Origin of the sequence: Gordonia liuliyuniae, assembly GCF_021739025.1 — a bacterium.
In the GTDB taxonomy this organism is placed as follows: Bacteria; Actinomycetota; Actinomycetes; order Mycobacteriales; family Mycobacteriaceae; genus Gordonia; species Gordonia liuliyuniae.
This window is the reverse complement of the sequence record NZ_JAKKOT010000009.1, coordinates 41,067-59,150: the sequence shown is the minus strand read 5'-3', so window position 1 is coordinate 59,150 and position 18,084 is coordinate 41,067. Positions and strand designations below refer to the sequence as shown.

The following is an 18,084-nucleotide window of genomic DNA, read 5'->3' as shown; positions in this document are numbered from 1 at the left end:
CGGCGTCAGCTCGCGGTATAGGCGGGTTCGCTGCGGAACCGCGAGTTGCGGCCGTCGATGCCCAGGGCGCGCCACACTCGGCGGGACGCCGGGTTCATCAGACCGCACTGTTCGGCGAGCATGCGGACGTCGCCGAACACGCCTGCCAAGAAGACCTTCGACTGCTCGGACTCCCAGAAGATGTCCTTCATCACCTCGCGAGGCACGTTGAACTCCTTACGGAACTCGGTCGGCGGGATGACGATCGCATTGCACAGCACGCGCATGACGATCGGCATCGCGATCGACAGGGCGAACTTGGTGAGACGGCCCTTGTTCGGGATCGTCGCACGCAGATGGTTGTGCGCGAACGAGATGTGCCGAGCCTCCTCGGCCACGTGCAGTTCCATCACGGCCGACATCGCCGGGTGCAGGCCGTCCTTGCCGCGCAGGAAGTCCTTCTGGATGTGGTCGATGGGCTCTTCGCCTGCGAGCACGCCGAAGTAGAAGACGGTCGGAGTGATCGTCGAGAACAGCGGAACGATCGGCGAGAGCAGGCGCAGCCAGCGGCGCATGCCGGGCGTCTTCATCCCGATCCGGTTCACCAGTTCCTGGAACATGAGCGTGTGGTTGCACTCTTCCTTCGCCTCATGCGTGGTGTAACGGAACCGCTTGTCGCCGTTGGGGAGGCGGTCCGAGTACTGAAGCAATCCGCGGATGAGAATGGACTCGAACTGCAGGCCGACCTTGGCGACGTTGGCCTGGCGCCACATGCCGAGGCGGATCTGTTCGGACTCGGGAAGCGACTGGTACCACGGGTGACGGCCGATCGGGTCGACTGTGTACGACAGGATCCAGCGAGGATCGTCGGGAACGATCGCCATCTCCGGAGCGTCCCACGCGATGTCGATGTACGGATCGAAGTTCCGGTGCACTGACGCAGACGACAGATCGTCGAGAACCTGCTCGTAATCGAGCTCTGCGTCCTGCTTCACGGGCGGCTGATACGTGGTGGTCGGCCGCGGTTGCGTCGAAGTCATCTCACATCTCCCTCTGCTGGTGTTCTGCTGACGAGTCAGCAGAACGAACCTTGATGACTCAACCGTGACACCAATCATTGATCTTGTCAATGCTCGATGACACGATGGGTGGTGGCGCATGAGTTGACGGCGCGACGTGGCCGGGGGATGCCACGGATGGGTCGATGCCCGACAATGTAGGACGTGGAAGTTGTTCTGATTGTCGTCATGTGTGTGCTCGCGATCGCTGCGGCCAATCTGCTCGCCCCGCGACTGCGTATCGCGGCTCCGTTGCTGCTCGTCCTGTTCGGTGTCGTGGTCAGCTACCTTCCCGGGGTCCCGCGGATCGCGCTGAATCCGGAGATCGTCCTGATGGGCGTCCTGCCTCCGTTGCTCTACGCGGCGGCTGTCGCGATGCCCTCGATGGAGTTCAAACGTGACTTCCGTGCGATCAGCGGATTGTCTGTGGTCCTCGTCATCATCAGCGCGCTCGGGCTGGGCGCGGTGTTCATGTGGATACTCCCCGACGCCGACTATGCGACCGGTGTCGCACTCGGCGCGATTCTCAGTCCGACCGACGCGGTCGCGACGACGACCGTCAAACGGGTCGGCGCTCCCAACCGGCTGATCACCGTGCTCAGCGGCGAGAGTCTGTTCAACGATGCGAGCGCGCTGGTGATGTTGCGTGCGGCGATCGCGGCGATGGCGGCGAGCGTGTCGGTGTGGGGTGTCGCGATCTCGTTCGTGTGGACGGTGGTGGCTGCGGTCGCCGTCGGCTCCGCCGTCGGCTGGGTGTTCGTCCGGTTCCGCGCACGGATCGCCAATCCCGCTGTCGCGACAGCGGTCTCGTTCCTCACCCCGTATGTCGCGTACATCCCGACGGAACTCGTCGAGGGCTCCGGGCTGGTCGCCGCGGTCGCGGCGGGTCTGGTCGCGGGGCGGGGCGCGGTCCGGCATCTGACTGCGGCGCACCGGCTGTCCGACGTGCAGAACTGGCGGATGGTCGAACTGCTGCTGGAGGGCAGCGTCTTCCTGCTGATGGGGCTCGAACTCAAGGACCTGGTGTTCGACGTCCACGAGAGCGGTGAGACGGTCTGGCATGCGGCGTGGCCCGCCGCGGTCGGTTTCGTGCTCTTGATCGTGCTGCGGTTGATCTTCGTGATCCCGCTGGTGCACTGGACCGAGCGTCGTGCGCAGCGGGTGATCGGACGTGAGGAGCGACTCGAGAAGCTGCAGACCGACTTGGCCGACGCCGATCATCTGGACACGGGCCGACTGCGGGTGGTGCAGAGTCGGATCGACCGTCGGCTCGCCGACATCGCCTACTACCGCGCCGAGTCGATCGGTACGCGGGAGGGGTTCGTCGTGGTGTGGGCCGGGATGCGCGGAGTCGTGACGCTCGCGGCGGCGCAGACGCTGCCCGCCGACACGCCGTACCGTTCGATGCTCGTCCTGCTCGCATTCTTCGTCGCTGTCGGATCACTGCTGATCCAGGGCAGTACGCTCGGCGCATTCGTCAAGTGGATGCGGCTGCCCGACCACGACGCGCAGGAGATGGCGCAGCGTCGCGCGATCGGCCGCGAGTTGGCTGCGGTGACCGATCGTGTCATGAGGGCGCCCGACGCGTGCGGAGCCGACTCCGAGCTCGCGAGCACCATCGAGACTGTTCGACGCCTCGAGGCAGTCGACAGGGATGAAGAACTCGGGGATGAAGAACGCGGGGCCGAAGACCGGCTCGACGAGATCATGATCGACAGACGCCTGGAGACCGCGAAACAGATGAGGCGTGTCCGCAGGCTCATCGTCTCCGAACAGCGGCGGCGGCTTCTGGAGCTCCGCGAGACCGGCGCCTACAGTTCCAGCGCGTTGACCGTCTCTCTCGACCGGCTCGACGCGGAGGAACTGAGTCTCGACGCCCAGGCGCCCGTCAAAGACTGACGCGACAACCGAGTGGGGCGTGCGAGTTTAGGTGACGAGGGCGGGGACCGCGCCGAACACCCAGGTGACGGTGAGTGCCATGAGGAACCATGACGCGCCCTGCCACACCTGCCACCCCACGTTGGCGCGCCAGGCGAGAGCGGTGCGGATCATGGCGGAGACGGTGCCCAGTCCGATGGCGACCGGGCCTGCGACGATGAACGCGTCGTGCACCCCGTCGGACGTGTTGAGCGCGACGATCAGCAGCACGATGCCCACTCCGAATGTAATGAGTACGTGCAATGCGGCGTCGCGGGCGGGGCCGGAGCGGAGCGGGGAGGTCATCGAACGTTCCTGGTGATCGAATCGGACAGTGCCGCCAGCCTACCTGGGGACTTTGGACCTACCCGGGTCCATGCATTTCGGGAGTGATTGCGACAGAATGGAAACGAGGCCGAGGGACGCCGAATCCGCGGTAGTCCGGCCCTGCTGAGAAGGAGTGCATTCGCGATGAGCTTGATCCTGGTCGGTGTGGACGGTTCGGATGCGTCGACGGACGCCGTCAAATGGGCTGCAAGTGCTGCAGCGTCCGAACGCCTCCCATTGAAGATCGTTGCCGCTTACACGTCGACGACCAGCGATTACGCGCCTGGCCTCGTGATCCCGCAGGACGTGATCGACGCGATCCGCGCTGAGGCCACCGCAGCAGTGCAGAAGGCGGCCGAAGTGGCTCGCGCCGAGGTCGCCGACATCGAGGTGTCCGGCTCGATCGTCGAAGGCGACGCCGCCCGCGTCATGCTCGAGATCGGTGAGCACGCCCACATGATCGTGCTCGGCACCCGTGGCTTGGGCAGCGTCAAGGGCTTGTTCCTCGGATCGGTCAGCACCAGCGTCGCAGCCCACGCGAAGGGACGCGTCGTGATCGTGCCCGCGGGCTCGCTCGGCGGCGACGGCCCGATCGTCGTCGGCATCGACGACTCGGCGGTCAGCGACCCCGCCGTCGCCGAAGCGTACCGACTGGCAGGCGTCCGCAACCGGACGCTGACCGCCGTCCACACGTGGACGCCGCTCGACGCCGACGCTCTCCACGGCTTCGGGCTCGACCAGGCGGAGATCGACGAGATGTCCCGTCAGGCCGTCGAAGCGGTGTCGGAGCGGATCGCGGGCTACTCCCAGGATTATCCGGACGTCGAAGTCAACCGGGTCGTCATCCCCGAGGAGCCTGCCAAGGCGATCCTCGAGGCGGCGGGCGACGACGCGTCGCTCATCGTCATGGGCAGCCGCGGTCGAGGTGGATTCACCGGTCTGCTCCTGGGTTCGCGCAGTCAGAAGGTGCTCCACCACGCGCACGTTCCGGTGATGATCGTCCGCAAGTGACGCGGTGACAGTGGCGGGCACCGACTCTTCAGCCGGTGCCCGCCGCTACTGTCTACAGCGTGTCTGATGAACTCCGCCGCACCATGCGACGGTCGGTGACGGCGTCGTCCGAAGTCGAGGAATGAAACAACTCCCACGCGGACTATGGGTCCTGCTGGCGGCCAATGTCGTCATCGCGCTCGGCTACGGGCTCATCGCGCCAGCCCTTCCGATCTTCGCCAGCGACTTCGGCGTCGGCATCACCGCCGCGACCCTCGTCGTATCCGCGTTCGCGATGATGCGGTTGGCGTTCGCGCCCGCCACCGGCCGCCTCGTCACCAAGCTGGGGGAGCGGCGGATCTACCTGACCGGCCTCATGGTCGTGGCGCTGAGCACTCTGGCGTGCGCGTTCGCGCAGACCTACTGGCAGCTGCTGGTGTTCCGCGCCGCTGGCGGCATCGGGTCGACGATGTTCTCGGTGTCGGCGATGGCACTGCTCATCCGCCTCGCGCCACAGGCGATTCGCGGCCGGGCCTCGGGCTACTACTCGGCTGGCTTCCTCGTCGGCAACCTCGCCGGACCGCTCGTCGGAGCGGCCCTCGTCGACTTCGGGCTCCGCATGCCGTTCGTCGTCTATGCGATCGCGCTGCTCATCGCGGCAGCGGTCGTCGCGACCGCGATGCCGCCCGCACCCGAACCGCGGACCGAACCGGGCGCGCACGCTCCGCTGCCCGCCGCGGGCTTCGTCGAGGCGCTGCGGTGGGCCGAGTACCGGGCGATCCTCGCATCCAACTTCGCCCAGGGCTGGGCGTCCATGGGTGTTCGAGTGGCAGTGGTCCCGCTGTTCGTCGAACAGGGGCTCGGCGAATCCGCAGGCTGGGCGGGCATCGTCCTGGCCTGTTACGCCGCGGGAAACATCGTCGCGATCATCGTCTCCGGTCGACTGTCGGACCGGTTCGGGCGACGCCCCGTCATGATCCCCGGGCTGATCATCGCCGCCGCGTCCACGATCGTGCTCGGCTGGTCACCCAACATCTGGGTCGTGCTCGCGTTGACCGCCGTGTCCGGAATCGGATCGGGTCTGTTCGCGCCGACACATCAAGCGGCACTCGGCGATCTTCTCGCCAAACGCGAACGGGGCGGATCGGCGTTGGCGGCCTACGGGATGGCATCCGATCTGGGCGCGGTCAGCGGCCCGCTCATCGCCGGTCTGATCGCCGACCGGTGGGGCTACGGTCCGGCGTTCGCGGTGACCGGCGGCATCGTGGTCGTCGCGCTCGTCCTGTGGCTCGTGGCGGGCGACGCCGCTCGCGACCTGCCCGTCAGGACCAACTCGGCAACCACATCTGACGACCCCACTCGACGTTCGAGATAGGCGCGCCGGTCAAGATCGGCCACAGCCACACGAAGTTCGCGATCACCAGAGCGGCGAAGACCGCGACCGACAGGACGGCGATCGTCTTCCGGTCCGACCGTCTGCTCCGCGCGCCCCACGCGAGAACGTCCCCGCAGCACAGAGCCAGCCCCATCACCAGGAACGGGGCCATCACTGTCGCGTAGAAGAAGTACATCTGACGGTCGAGGTCGCCGAACCACGGCACGATCGCGGCCGCGTAGCCGACGAGCACTGCGGCGTACCGCCAGTCCCGACGAGACACGATCCGCCAGATCGCCCACGCGATCATCGGGAACGCCAACCACCACAGGGCGGGCGTGCCGATGAGCATCTGCGCCCGTACGCAGTCGCCGCCGCCGCACTGGTCCGGCCCGTAGTCGATCGCGTACAGCATCGGCCGCAGACTCATCGGCCACGTCCACGGTTTCGATTCCCACGGATGGTGGTTGCCAGCCGAATTCGTCAGCCCCGCATGGAACTCGAGGATGCCCGACTCGTAATACCAGAGTGAACGGAACACCGCGGGCACCCACGCGAAGGTCCCGCCGGTGCCGACCTCGGAGCCGACCACATAGCGGTAGACCGACGTCTCCGACGCGAACCACGTCGCGAAGCTCGCGAGGTAGATGGCGATCGGCATCAGTGCCAGCGAGACGCCCGACGGAATCAGATCGCGACGCAGCACCCCGACCCACGGTCGCTTCACGTGGTAGGCCCGGCGTGCCGCGACGTCGAATCCGAGCGACAGGAGCGTGAAGAAGACGACGAAGTAGAGGCCCGACCATTTGGTGCCGCACGCCAGGCCGAGCATCACTCCCGCCGTGAACCGGTACCAGCGGAAACCCAGACGTGGGCCGAACGGGGAATCGTCGATCCGGCCCTGCGACCACACCCGGTGCATGCGGGCCCGCATCTGGTCGCGGTCGGCGATGATCGCGGCGAACGCGAGCACCACGAACAACGCTTGGAAGATGTCGAGCATGCCCATCCGGGACTGCACGAACAGGACGCCGTCGCAGATCGCGAACACGCCGGCGAGTGCGCCGACCAGTGTGGAACGCGCCAGCCGTCGCACGGTCAGGTACACGGCGAGGACGATGACGATGCCCGACACCGCCGACATGACCCGCCAGCCCATCGGTCCGTACCCGAACATCCACTCGCCGACCGCAAGCATCCACTTGCCGACCGGCGGGTGCACCACCAGACCGTATCCGGGGTTGTCTTCGATCCAGTCGCCGCCGGTCAAGACCTGCCAACCCTGAGGGACGTAGTGCTTCTCGTCGAAGACCGGTGTCCCGCCATCCGTCGGATGGGTGAGATCCCACAATCGGGTGGCGACGGCGATCAGGGTGATGACGACTCCGACGATCGTGCCGCGCAGGCGATCGGACGCGCCGAAGATCGGCGTGGGGACCGCACGACCGGGGCTGGTACCCAGATCCTCGGTGTGCGGCCGGACGTCCGAGCTCTCGGGGTCGGCAGCAGGGGCGGCAGTCGTCACACACACATGCTAGGGCATGTCAGTTCGACCCATTATCGGCTGAATCTCATTGCGACGCAGAGCCGTGCCGTTCGGTATAGAACTCGATTCGGCGTCGGCGGCACACCGTACGCTTAGATGACTTGCACACCGGTCCCGGCCGGTGCGAACGCATCGTGGAGACGACGACGAGATTAGAGGTAGCCCGAATGGCACGGCTCAGCCTGGAAGAGCGACGCGAAGCGGCGATCGCCGCAACACTGCGCGTGATTGCCGCGGACGGCGTCGAAGCGGCGACGACGCGCCGCATCGCAACCGAGGCGAACATGGGGCAGTCGAGCATCTTCTACGCATTCGCCTCGCGGGACGAACTGTTGGCCGCAGTCGTCGAGCACGGGGTCGCCCAGGAACTCGACTCCATGAACGAATGGTTGGAGACGCTGGCCGACGCTCCGGTCGGCGACACACCGATGGAAGACCTCGTGCGTGCAGGCCTGCTCGCGTTCGCCGAGAACGCCATCACCGAGCCCGCCCGCCAACAGGTGCTGATCGGTCTCGCGTTGTACGCCCGGCGCACCCCCGGACTCGAGTATCTCGCCGAGCGGCTCTACGACGGCTACTACGACGTCGCGGCGCGAGTGCTCGACGAGTCGGCGCGGATCGGCGGTCGCTCGTGGAGTCAGCCGACAGCCGAACTCGCGCCGACGGTGATCGCGTTGTCGGACGGCATCACCCTGTGCTGGCTCGGCACCGGATCTCGCGAACGGGTGAACGCAGTCGTCGAGAGCGCAGTGACGTTGATCCTCGGCTATCTGCGATGACCTGCCGCCGGAGGTGACCCCCTGCCGTCGGAGACAAACCCCTGCCGTCGGAGACAAGCCCCTGCCGTCGGAGACAAGCCCCTGCCGTCGAGCCGTAGCCTGGACGTCGTGAGCGACGACGGTGCGGGCGTGTTGATTCTGGCGGGTACTCCGATGGGGCGGCCCGACGATGCGTCGACGCGGCTGCGGGATGCCCTCGCGACCGCCGACATCGTGGCCGCCGAGGACACGCGTCGCACCAAGGCGCTCGCGTCGTCGCTCGGCGTCCAGATCAGCGGCCGCGTCGTCAGCTATTACGACCAGGTCGAAGCGGTGCGCGCACCGAAGCTCGTCGACGAGATCGAGGCCGGGGCCACCGTGTTGCTGGTGACTGACGCGGGCATGCCGTCGGTGAGCGATCCCGGCTACCGCGTCGTGGTGGCGTGCGCCGACGCCGGGCTGCGCATCACCTGCCTCCCGGGGCCGTCCGCGGTGACCACCGCGCTAGCCCTGTCGGCGATGCCATCCGAACGGTTCGCGTTCGACGGTTTCGCCCCGCGCAAGTCCGGCGCCCGACACGCCTGGTTGGCGACCCTGCGCGCCGATCAGCGAACCGTCGTGTTCTTCGAGTCGCCGCACCGGCTGGCGCAGACGCTCGGCGATGCCGCGCACGTGCTGGGCGCGGACCGTCGCGCCGCGGTGTGCCGGGAACTGACCAAGACGTACGAGGAGGTTCGACGCGGCGGACTCGGCGAGCTCGCCGAGTGGGCTGCCGACGGGGTGAAGGGGGAGATCACCGTCGTCGTCGCGGGCGCCGCAGCCGTCGACGAGTCGGCGACGATCGACGACCTCGTCGCGCGGGCGCGTGCCCTTGTCGACGGCGGGGCCCGGTTGAAGAATGCCTGCGCCGACGTGTCGGCGGGAACCGGATTCTCCAAGCGCGACGTGTACGAGGCTGTGGTGGCCGCACGCGAGTGACGAGTAATCCGAATAAACCGTGCATACCGTCGATGACACGGTAATCATTGACCATGCTGGAGAAGATGATCCGCGGGTTGAACCCCGCCTGTTTCGCGATGGTGATGGCGACCGGGATCGTCTCGATCGCGATGAACGTGCAGGGTTGGGACCTGGTGTCGGCCGCGCTCCTGTGGATCGGCGTCGTCGCGTACGCGGTCTTGGTCGTCGCGAGCCTGGTCCGGTTCGCGCGGTACCGGGACGCGGTCGCCACCGATCTGCGGTCGCCGACGCGCACGTTCGGATTCTTCACATTCGTCGCGGGCACCGGAGTGATCGGGACCAGGCTCCTCTTGGATGGTCGCCTCGGCGTCGCCGAGGTCGCGCTCGGTATCACCGCGGTGAGTTGGTTCGTGCTCGGTTACGCGCTCCCGGCCATCGCGTTCGCCGCGCGCGGCGACGAGGCTCCGATGCGCCGTGCCGACGGCAGTTGGTTCGTCTGGGTGGTCGCGACCCAGGCCGTCGCGATCCTCGCGGCCAGCCTGCAGCCGAAGGTCGGCCTCCGGACCGAGTTCGCGCTGCTCGCGGTCTCGTGCTGGTCGATCGGGGTGGTCCTGTACATCGCGGTGGCCGTCCTGGTCGCCGCCCGGCTTCTGATCGCACGCCCGTCTCCCGCGGACGTGTCCGGCGCGTACTGGGTGGCGATGGGGGCGACAGCGATCTCGGTGGTCGCCGGGACACACGTCGAGAAGATGACGAAAGTCCCGCTCGTCGACGTCGTCGGCACCACCGTGAGTGCGTCCACGTTCATCCTCTGGGCGTTCGGCACCTGGCTGGTGCCCGCACTCCTCGTTGCAGGTTACTGGCGACATGTCGTCCACCGCGTCCCCCTGCGCTACGAGGTGAGCCTGTGGACCATCATCTTCCCGCTCGGTATGTACGGGGTGGCCAGCCGCGCCCTCGGCACGGCGCACGACCTGCCGATCGTCAACGGCATCGGTCACGTCGAAATCTGGATCGCGTCCATTGCGTGGGGCGTCACCTTCGTCGCGATGGTCTGGACGCAGGGACGGCTGCTAGTGCGGGGTGACCGGTAGCGCGTCGACGATCGACGCCGCCTTGTCCAGGCACTCCTGCCATTCCGCGTCCGGATCGGAGTCTGCGGTGATGCCGCCGCCGACACCGAGCGTCAGCGCGCCGTCCGGCCCGACGGCGACAGTCCGGATGGCCACCGACAGGTCGAGCAGGCCGTCGGGGCCTGCGACGCCGATGCCGCCGCAGTAGACGCCGCGCTCGTGTTCCTCCCAGTCGGCCAACAGTTCGGCGGCTCGGATCTTCGGCGTCCCGGTCACCGACGCGGGAGGCCACGTCGCCGCCAGCAGTGCGTCGTTGCCGATCGCGGGCGCGAGTGTGGCGCGCACCGTCGACACCAGATGCCAGAGGCCTGGAGCGGGGACCACCGACAGTAGGTCGGGCACCCGCACTGATCCCGTCCTCGCGACGCGGCCCAGGTCGTTGCGGACGAGGTCGACGATCATCACGTTCTCTGCGGTGTCCTTCGCCGACACGGACAGCACCGACGGGTCGACGTGTGCGGGCACCGTCCCTTTGATCGGCGATGACGAGACCTCGCCGTCCCGCCGGTCCAGAAACTGTTCGGGGGAGAAGCTCGCGATCGACCCCCACGCGCCGGATAGCCACGCGGCTTTCGCAGGCCGGCTCGACGCCGCGACGTCGCAGAAGAATGCGAGCGGGTCGCCGTCGAGCACGCCGGTGAACCGGGTACAGACGCATGCCTGATAGACCTCGCCGTCGGCGATCGCGTCGAGACACCGGGCGACGGCATCCACGTGCGGTCTCTTGTCGGGCGGCGACCACGTCGCCGACCACGACCCGGACCGACGGGGAAGCGGGGAGAGGTCCGACAGGGTCTGGAGCACCCACGGCGGGCACGCCGACCCGTCGACTGACTCCCACGCCCACGCGTCGTCGCGCAACACGAGGAGACCGCTGCAGAGCCCGCCGACCACGTCGGGGGTCTGCCCGGGCGGTGCATACGAGATCGCACCCAGCCAGAAGCGGTCGGGCAGATCCGGCGGTGCGACGCCCGGCCGTACATCGATCGACGGTGCGATCACCGCGTCCGCGTCGAGCCACCGGCCGACGAGAGCGGCGGGCGGTGGCAGGTGTTCACGCACGGCGCGTGCGTGCAGGGCCTGCACGAGCTCGACGGGGGTCGGAACGGTCGCCACGATCGCCAAGCGCCGTCTACACCTCGTGGCGGGGGAACACCGGGCTCGGCTTCGGCAGGGCGGTGCCCGGGGTCAACCGATCAGCGACGGCGGCGAAGGTGCGCGCGTCGGCGTCGACGGCGAGGAAGTCGAGCAGGGTCGCGGTGGACGACGGCATGGCGGGCTGCGTCAGCAGCGTCACGATGCGGACTACCTCGGCGCACACGTAGAGGACGGTCCCGGTGCGGTCGAGGTCGGTCTTGGCGAGTTTCCACGGCTCCTGCGCCGAGATGTAGCGGTTCGCGTCAGCCAACACCGACCACAGGGCTTCGAGGCCGAGGTGGATCGCCTGCACGTCGAATTGTGCGCGGACGCGGTCGAGCAGTCCGTCGGCGGCGTCGAGCAGAGCCTGGTCGTCGGCGGTGAGGTCGCCCGGCTGCGGGATCGTCGACTCGAAGTACTTGCCGACCATCGACAGGGTGCGCTGCGCGAGGTTGCCGTACTCGTTCGCGAGGTCGGCGTTCTTGCGCGAGACGATCGCGTCGGCCGAGTACGAGCCGTCCTGCCCGTAGGAGACCTCGCGGAGGAAGAAGTAGCGGACCGGATCGAGCCCGAACTCGTCGATGAGCGTGTGCGGGTCGACGACGTTGCCGATCGACTTGCTCATCTTCTCGCCTTTGTTGTTCAAGAAGCCGTGCGCGAACACCCGCTTGGGCACCGGGATGTCGGCGCTCATCAGGAACGCAGGCCAGTACACGCAGTGGAACCGGATGATGTCCTTGCCGATGATGTGCAGGTCGGCGGGCCAATAGCGCTCCAGCGTCGCCGGATCGTCCGGAAAGCCGACCCCGGTCAAGTAGTTCGTCAACGCGTCAACCCACACGTACATGACGTGGTCGGGATTGCCCGGCACCTTGACGCCCCAGTCGAACGTGGTGCGTGAGATCGACAGATCGTTGAGCCCGCCCTCGACGAATCGGGTGACCTCGTTGCGCCGCGAGTCCGGCCCGATGAAACCGGGGTTGTCGCGGTACAACTCGAGCAGCGGCTCGCTGTACTTGGACAGCCGGAAGAAGTAGGTCTGTTCTTCGGTCCACGTCAGCTTGTGGCCGTTCTCGGTGGCGATCCGATCGCCGTCGGCGTCGACGCTCGTCTCGTCCGCGGTGAAGAACGCCTCGTCGCGTACGTCATACCAGCCGGCGTACGAGTCGAGGTAGATGTCGCCCGCCGCCTCCATCCGCTTCCAGATCTCCTCCGATGCACGATGGTGATCGGTGTCGGTGGTGCGGATGAACCGACTCAGATCGGTGCCGAGCGCGGCGTGCAGCGACTCGAAGCGGTCGGAGTTGCGGCGCGCGAGGTCCGCTGTCGACACGCCTTCGGCCTGCGCTGTCTGCTGCATCTTCTGGCCGTGCTCGTCGGTGCCCGACTGGAACCGCACGTCGTAGCCGTCGAGGGCCTTGAACCGGGCGAGCACGTCCGCCGAGATGAACTCGTAGGCGTGTCCGATGTGCGGGGCGCCGTTCGGGTACGCGATCGCGGTGGTGATGTAGAACGGCGGGGCGTCAGCAGGGGATGTCGCTGCGGCGGAAGCGTTGACCATAGTGGTCCCAGGATAGTCAGAGCGACCGGCGGTACGGTTCGCACCCTGGGGGAGCGGCGGGCGGATGCTGCGCCGCCGGCGGCGAGATCGGTTTGCGGACCGGTGTGTCGCCGAGCACGAAACGTTCCCCGTGGTGCGCCAGTTCGATCGTCGGCCCTGACATCAAGCGGTACGTCGCCGACGAGCGGTCGACGGCGACGACGATCCGCGATTCGCGGATCATCATGCGAAAGCTCATGTACGTGAGCTGGCGGGGCAGGCGCGGAGCGAACGTGATGGTCCCGCCGAAGTCGCGCATACCGCCGAAACCGGCGACGCAGTCGGTCCACGCGCCAGCCAGCGCCGCGATGTGAAGTCCCGACGAGACGTTCGAGTGGAGGTCGTGGAGATCGGTGAAGACCGATTCGCTCATCAGGTCGTACGCGAGGTCGAGGTAGCCGACCTCGGCGGCCGTGACGGCCTCACAGCACGCCGACAGCGACGAGTCGCGGACGGTGATCGGATAGTAGTAGTCGAAGTTCGCGAGTTTCTGCGCGGGCGTGAACCGGTCGCCGAACAGGTACATCGCGAACACGAGGTCGGCCTGTTTCACGACCTGCTTGCGATACAGGTCGTAGTACGGGTAATTCAACAGCAGCGGATACCTGCCGCGAGAGCGTTCGAAGTCCCAGAGGGCCAGGAGCGTGAACGCCTCCGACTGCTGGTGGACGCCGAGCGACTCGTCGTACGGGATCACCATGTCGTCGGCGCACGAGGTCCACAGCGCTCGCTCGGCGCTGGTGACGTCGAGTTCACGGGCGACGCTGGGATGTCTGCCGACGGAGGTCACCGCGTCGCGCAACGCCTGCTGTGCGGCGAGATTGGTGAACAGGTTGTTGTTGACGATCGCCGTGTACTCGTCGGGTCCGGTGATCCCGTCGATGCGGAAACGGCCGTTGGCGTCGTGGTGGCCCAGTCCGGTGAAGAACCGTGCGATCTCGACGAGCAGTTCGACGCCGCACTCGACCTCGAACGCCTCGTCACCGGTCGCGCGGATGTAGCGGGCGGTCGCGTTCGCGATGTCGGCCGACACATGGACTCCCGCGGTGCCGGCAGGCCAATAGCCCGAACACTCGTCGCCGTTGATGGAACGCCACGGGAACATCGCACCCGTCTCACCGAGTTCGGCGGCGCGCGCCTTCGCCTTGTACATGGTGCCGTGACGCCACCGGAGTTCCTCGCCGGCTGCCGCGGGAACCGTGTACGTCAGCATCGGCAGGATGAACGTCTCGGTGTCCCAGAAGGTGTGGCCGTCGTACCCCGGGCCGGTCAGGCCCTTGGCGGGGATCGCACGCGACTGGCCGCGGGCACCGGCCTGCAAGACGTGGAACAGCGAGAACCGGATCGCCTGCTGCATCTCGGAGTCGCCGTCGATCTCGATGTCGGCGTCTGCCCAGAAGTCGTCGAGGTACGCGATCTGCTCGGCTTTGAGAGCCTCCCAGCCGGTCTCGCGACCCATCGCGATGGCGGCGTCCACCTGGGCGCGGAGCGCGGGGACGCTGCGGCGCGCGGACCAGCCGTAGCCGAGGAACTTGGTGACGACGATCTTCGAGCCCTGCGGGACGGTCGCTGCGACGGTGAGTCGGGCGAGGTCGCCGTCGGCGCGGACCGAGGTGTCGCCGGAGGAGGGCAGTTCGATCTCGTGGTCCATCGCGGCCGCGACAGACAGCCCCGATCGCTTCGTGTGGTGCACCAGGACCGCCGAGTAGTCCTCGCAGTCGGCGAGGTCGGCGACCAGCGGATTGTCGAGCGCGGCGGCCAGGCGCGGGTCGTCGGCGGCCGACTTGCCGCCGGGGCCGCCGATCGGCTCGTTCGCGAGGAGGTCGGACTGAAGCACCAGCTTCATGTCCTCGCCGATCGGCTCGACCTCGTAGCGGATCGCGGCGACGGTGCGTTTGGTGAACGACACGAGACGTTCGGAACGGATCCGGACCGTGCGTCCGGTCGGCGACGTCCACAACGTCTCCCGTTTGAGGGTGCCGGTCCGGAAGTCCAGCACCCGCTCGTGTTGCACGGTGCTGCCGTACCGCAGGTCCATCGGCTCGTCTTCGACGAGGAGTCGGAGGATCTTGCCGTCGGTGACGTTGACGACGGTCTGGCCCGACTCCGGGTACCCGTAACCGCTCTCCGCGTACGGCAGATCGCGCAACTCGTAGAAGCCGTTCAGATAGGTCCCCGGAACATCGACCGGTTCGCCCTCCTCGAACGTTCCGCGCAAGCCGATGTGGCCGTTCGAGAGAGCGAAGAGGGCTTCGGTGCGTCCGATGGTGTCGATGTCGAAGCCGCGCCACCGCAGTTCCCACGGGTGCACGTCGAACCCGTGGTCGGGACGCGTCCCGTGGGTCGGCACGTGCAGTGTGTCGGGGTGGCTCGAGGTGTCGCCGTGCGTGGTGTGCGCGAGGTCGGCGGTAATCGGGTCCGTCACTGGCGAGAATCCTTCAGCTCTGCAGGAGGTCGTCGAGGTCTGTCACGACGATAGATGCACCGGCGGCGCGCATCGACTGGGCCTGGTCGCCGCCCACCCGGTCGATGCCGACCACGTAACCGAACGAACCGGCCGCACCGGCGGCGACACCGGAGATCGCGTCTTCGAAGACAGCGGCGCGGTCGGGGTGCACCTCCATCAGCTGCGCGCCGCGCAGGTATGAGTCGGGGGCGGGTTTGCCCGCCAGCTTCTCGGCGACGATCGTGTTCCCGTCCACTCGGTGTTCGACGAACTCGGCCAGCCCCGCCGCGGCGAGGACCTTCTCGCCGTTGCGCGAGGACGTGACCACCGCGATCCGCAGCCCGGCCGCGCGCGCCGCGGTCAGATAGCGCACCGAACCCGGGTAGGCGGTGACGCCGTCGCGGTCCAGGACCGCCGTGAACTCGGCGTTCTTGGCCTCAGCGATCGCGCCCGCGGTCGCGTCGTCGACGGTGATACCGCGCGAGCGCAGGAAACTGCGGACCCCGTCCAGGCGCGGCCGGCCGTCGACGAAGTCGAGGTAGTCGCGGTCGGTGAACGGCCCCGACTGGTCGCCGCGCTCGGCGAGGAATGCGTCGAAGGCGTTCCTCCACGCGGCCTTGTGAAGGACGGCGGTCGTCGTCAGAACGCCGTCCAGGTCGAAGAGTGCGACGGTGATGTCGTCAGGTAGGCCCAGCACCGCTACGACGCTACCGCTCTGCCGTGCGTGATGCGCGCGGGCGCGGCTGGTTCATCGATATGTAATCGGCCCGAAACCGGACGTCGCGGACGAGTGCGTGGACCGATGCGGCACAGTGGGCGTGTGAGTTCCAGCAAGAAGGATCGCCGCAAGACGCCCCCGCCCGACCCGGCGCCGCTGCCCTCCCTGATCGACGCGCACACGCATCTTGCGGCGTGCGGCGGTCGCACCGCCGAGGACGTCCGCGCGATCCTCGACCACGCGGAAGCGGTCGGCGTCTCGCACGTGGTGACCGTCGCCGACGACATGGTCGACGCGCGGTGGGCGGTCGCGGCCGCGCACTGGGACCCGCGGGCGTTCGCCGCCGTCGGCCTGCATCCGACGCATGCGGCCGACCTCGACGACGCGGCCCGCGCCGAACTCGAGGAGATGGTCGTCGACGAGCGGGTGGTCGCGGTCGGCGAGACGGGGCTCGACTACTACTGGACGACGCGGTCGGACGACTGTGCCGATCCGGCGACGCAACGGGATGCGTTCGCCTGGCACATCGACCTCGCCAAACGCACCGGCAAGGCGCTGATGATCCACAACCGCGACGCCGACCGGGATCTGTTGGACGTGCTGGCCGCGGAGGGCAGCCCGGACACCGTCGTCATGCACTGCTTCTCCGGAGACCGCCGCATCGCCGCCGAATGCGTCGATCGCAACTACTACTTGAGCTTTTCCGGGACTGTGACATTCAACAACTCCGACGAATTGCGTGCCGCAGCCGACATCACCCCGGCAGAGCGGATGTTGGTGGAGACCGACGCCCCCTTCCTGACCCCGCATCCCTACCGTGGCCAGCCAAATCAGTCGTATTGCCTCCCGTACACGGCGCGTGCTCTGGCGTCGGTGAAGGGGCTCGACGACGAGGAGATGGCTGCCGTCCTGACGGCGAACACGAGACGCGCTTACGCGGTTACGTTGCGGTAACCACACCCGGTTCGTTACCGTATCGTGATCCCGGAACCCGTCAGGATGAATGAGCCTTGTCTGTTTTCACACGTATCAACGCGTCTACTTCCATGCGTGCCCGCCTCGCGGTGGCCGCAGTCGCCTCCACTGTGGCGGCCGGTGCCATCACCGGCGCCGTCATGCACCGCGAGGTGACCCTCGCCGTCGACGGCGAGAAGACCACGGTGCAGACCATGGCGTTCTCCGTCGAAGACGTCCTGAGCGACAACGGCGTTGAGCCGGTGAGCGGTGACCTGATCAGCGCACCGCTTTCGAGTTCGCTGAGTGACGGGCAGACGATCCAGGTCGATCGCCTCAAGCAGGTCACCCTGCTCATCGACGGCAAGCCGGAGACCGTGACGACCAACGCGTCGGATGTTCGCGAGGTGCTCGCCGAACAGGGCCTGAGCGCCAGCGCCGTCGACGGCAGCCTCGACTCCCCGCTTCCGGTCGAAGGCGGCGACCTCGACGTGATCCTTCCCAAGCGTGTCGTCCTACGCGACGGCACCGACGTCTCGCGGCCGACGATCGCCGCGAAGACCGTCGCCGACCTGTTGGACGCGTCGGGTAATCCGCTCTCACCCACGGACAAGGTGGTTCCTGCCGCGGGCACCCCGGTCAGCAAGGACATGGTCATCAAGGTGACCCGTATCCGCACCGAGGACGTCACGGTCGACGAGGACGTCAAGTCCCCGGAGATCGAGCAGAAGGACCCCGAACTGACCACCGGCAAGCGCGAGGTCGTCAAGAAGGGCAAGCCCGGTAAAGCGAAGGTGACATACCAGGTCACCACGCGAAACGGCAAGGTCACCAAGAAGGTCAAGCTTTCCGAGCAGGTCTTGGAGAAGCCGACGCCCAGCACGGTTCGAGTCGGGACCAAGCCGGGTGCACCGCACGTCCCGTACGGCGTCTGGGATCGTCTCGCCCAGTGCGAGTCGACCGGCAACTGGGCGATCAACAGTGGAAACGGCTTCTACGGAGGCATCCAGTTCGACCAGAACACCTGGGACCGCTGGGGCGGGCAGGAGTACGCGCCGCGTGCCGACCTGGCGACCCGCGAAGAGCAGATCGCGATCGCCAAGAAGACCCAGGCCGCACAGGGCTGGGGAGCGTGGCCGTCGTGCACGTCGCAGCTGGGGATGCGCTGACGCCTATCCTGGGGGCT

Annotated in this window: 15 protein-coding genes; 8 read left to right on the top strand and 7 right to left on the bottom strand. The window is 67.5% G+C overall.

The genetic code is table 11. The features are described from left to right. Window positions 1-5 precede the first annotated feature (5 nt). Complete coding sequence (locus L5G28_RS18720; RefSeq protein ID WP_237002843.1) at window positions 6-1,019, bottom strand: AurF N-oxygenase family protein; 1,014 nt, start codon at window positions 1,017-1,019, stop codon at window positions 6-8. A gap of 183 nt (window positions 1,020-1,202) precedes the next feature. Between L5G28_RS18720 and L5G28_RS18715 the strand changes: the two genes are divergently transcribed. After that, window positions 1,203-2,936, top strand: coding sequence for a cation:proton antiporter (locus L5G28_RS18715; protein WP_237002842.1), 1,734 nt, complete (start codon window positions 1,203-1,205; stop codon window positions 2,934-2,936). 27 nt (window positions 2,937-2,963) lie between these two features. Here the strand turns inward: L5G28_RS18715 and L5G28_RS18710 are convergent, their stop codons facing one another. Further along, a complete protein-coding gene (locus L5G28_RS18710; RefSeq protein ID WP_236999097.1) occupies window positions 2,964-3,260 on the bottom strand; it encodes a hypothetical protein in 297 nt (98 codons plus the stop codon). A gap of 165 nt (window positions 3,261-3,425) precedes the next feature. Between L5G28_RS18710 and L5G28_RS18705 the strand changes: the two genes are divergently transcribed. Beyond that, the gene (locus tag L5G28_RS18705; protein ID WP_236999098.1) at window positions 3,426-4,292 is read left to right on the top strand and encodes a universal stress protein; all 867 of its coding nucleotides are present in this window, start codon (window positions 3,426-3,428) and stop codon (window positions 4,290-4,292) included. Window positions 4,293-4,413: 121 nt separating this feature from the next. After that, a complete protein-coding gene (locus tag L5G28_RS18700; RefSeq protein ID WP_237002841.1) occupies window positions 4,414-5,646 on the top strand; it encodes an MFS transporter in 1,233 nt (410 codons plus the stop codon). Here the strand turns inward: L5G28_RS18700 and L5G28_RS18695 are convergent. After that, window positions 5,594-7,171, bottom strand: a complete 1,578-nt coding sequence (locus L5G28_RS18695; protein WP_372477258.1) for a dolichyl-phosphate-mannose--protein mannosyltransferase — start codon at window positions 7,169-7,171, stop codon at window positions 5,594-5,596. The two genes, L5G28_RS18700 and L5G28_RS18695, sit on opposite strands and share 53 nt — an antisense overlap. A gap of 188 nt (window positions 7,172-7,359) precedes the next feature. Between L5G28_RS18695 and L5G28_RS18690 the strand changes: the two genes are divergently transcribed. The 3 genes from L5G28_RS18690 (at window position 7,360) to L5G28_RS18680 (ending at window position 10,004) form a co-directional block, all read left to right on the top strand. After that, a complete protein-coding gene (locus L5G28_RS18690; RefSeq protein ID WP_236999100.1) occupies window positions 7,360-7,971 on the top strand; it encodes a TetR/AcrR family transcriptional regulator in 612 nt (203 codons plus the stop codon). Window positions 7,972-8,124: 153 nt separating this feature from the next. Beyond that, a complete protein-coding gene (gene rsmI / locus L5G28_RS18685; RefSeq protein ID WP_237002890.1) occupies window positions 8,125-8,928 on the top strand; it encodes a 16S rRNA (cytidine(1402)-2'-O)-methyltransferase in 804 nt (267 codons plus the stop codon). Between the two features lie 53 nt (window positions 8,929-8,981). Continuing rightward, the gene (locus L5G28_RS18680) at window positions 8,982-10,004 is read left to right on the top strand and encodes a tellurite resistance/C4-dicarboxylate transporter family protein (RefSeq protein WP_237002840.1); all 1,023 of its coding nucleotides are present in this window, start codon (window positions 8,982-8,984) and stop codon (window positions 10,002-10,004) included. Here L5G28_RS18680 and L5G28_RS18675 read toward each other — a convergent pair. The 4 genes from L5G28_RS18675 to L5G28_RS18660 all read right to left on the bottom strand — a co-directional run bounded on the left by L5G28_RS18675 (window position 9,984) and on the right by L5G28_RS18660 (window position 15,923). Further along, window positions 9,984-11,159, bottom strand: coding sequence for an aminodeoxychorismate synthase component I (locus L5G28_RS18675; protein ID WP_237002839.1), 1,176 nt, complete (start codon window positions 11,157-11,159; stop codon window positions 9,984-9,986). The genes L5G28_RS18680 and L5G28_RS18675 overlap by 21 nt on opposite strands. 16 nt (window positions 11,160-11,175) lie before the next feature. Next, entirely contained in the window at window positions 11,176-12,741 is a 1,566-nt protein-coding gene (metG, locus tag L5G28_RS18670; RefSeq protein WP_237002838.1) for a methionine--tRNA ligase, read from the bottom strand. 16 nt (window positions 12,742-12,757) lie between these two features. Beyond that, entirely contained in the window at window positions 12,758-15,130 is a 2,373-nt protein-coding gene (locus tag L5G28_RS18665; protein WP_237002889.1) for a glycoside hydrolase family 65 protein, read from the bottom strand. Window positions 15,131-15,218: 88 nt separating this feature from the next. After that, window positions 15,219-15,923, bottom strand: a complete 705-nt coding sequence (locus L5G28_RS18660) for an HAD family hydrolase (RefSeq protein WP_237002837.1) — start codon at window positions 15,921-15,923, stop codon at window positions 15,219-15,221. A gap of 123 nt (window positions 15,924-16,046) precedes the next feature. On the opposite strand from L5G28_RS18660, the gene L5G28_RS18655 reads away from it, so the two are divergent. After that, on the top strand, window positions 16,047-16,898 hold the full coding sequence (locus L5G28_RS18655) for a TatD family hydrolase (protein WP_372477257.1): 852 nt from the start codon (window positions 16,047-16,049) through the stop codon (window positions 16,896-16,898). A gap of 92 nt (window positions 16,899-16,990) precedes the next feature. After that, on the top strand, window positions 16,991-18,067 hold the full coding sequence (locus L5G28_RS18650) for a resuscitation-promoting factor (RefSeq protein WP_237002835.1): 1,077 nt from the start codon (window positions 16,991-16,993) through the stop codon (window positions 18,065-18,067). Window positions 18,068-18,084: the final 17 nt, after the last annotated feature.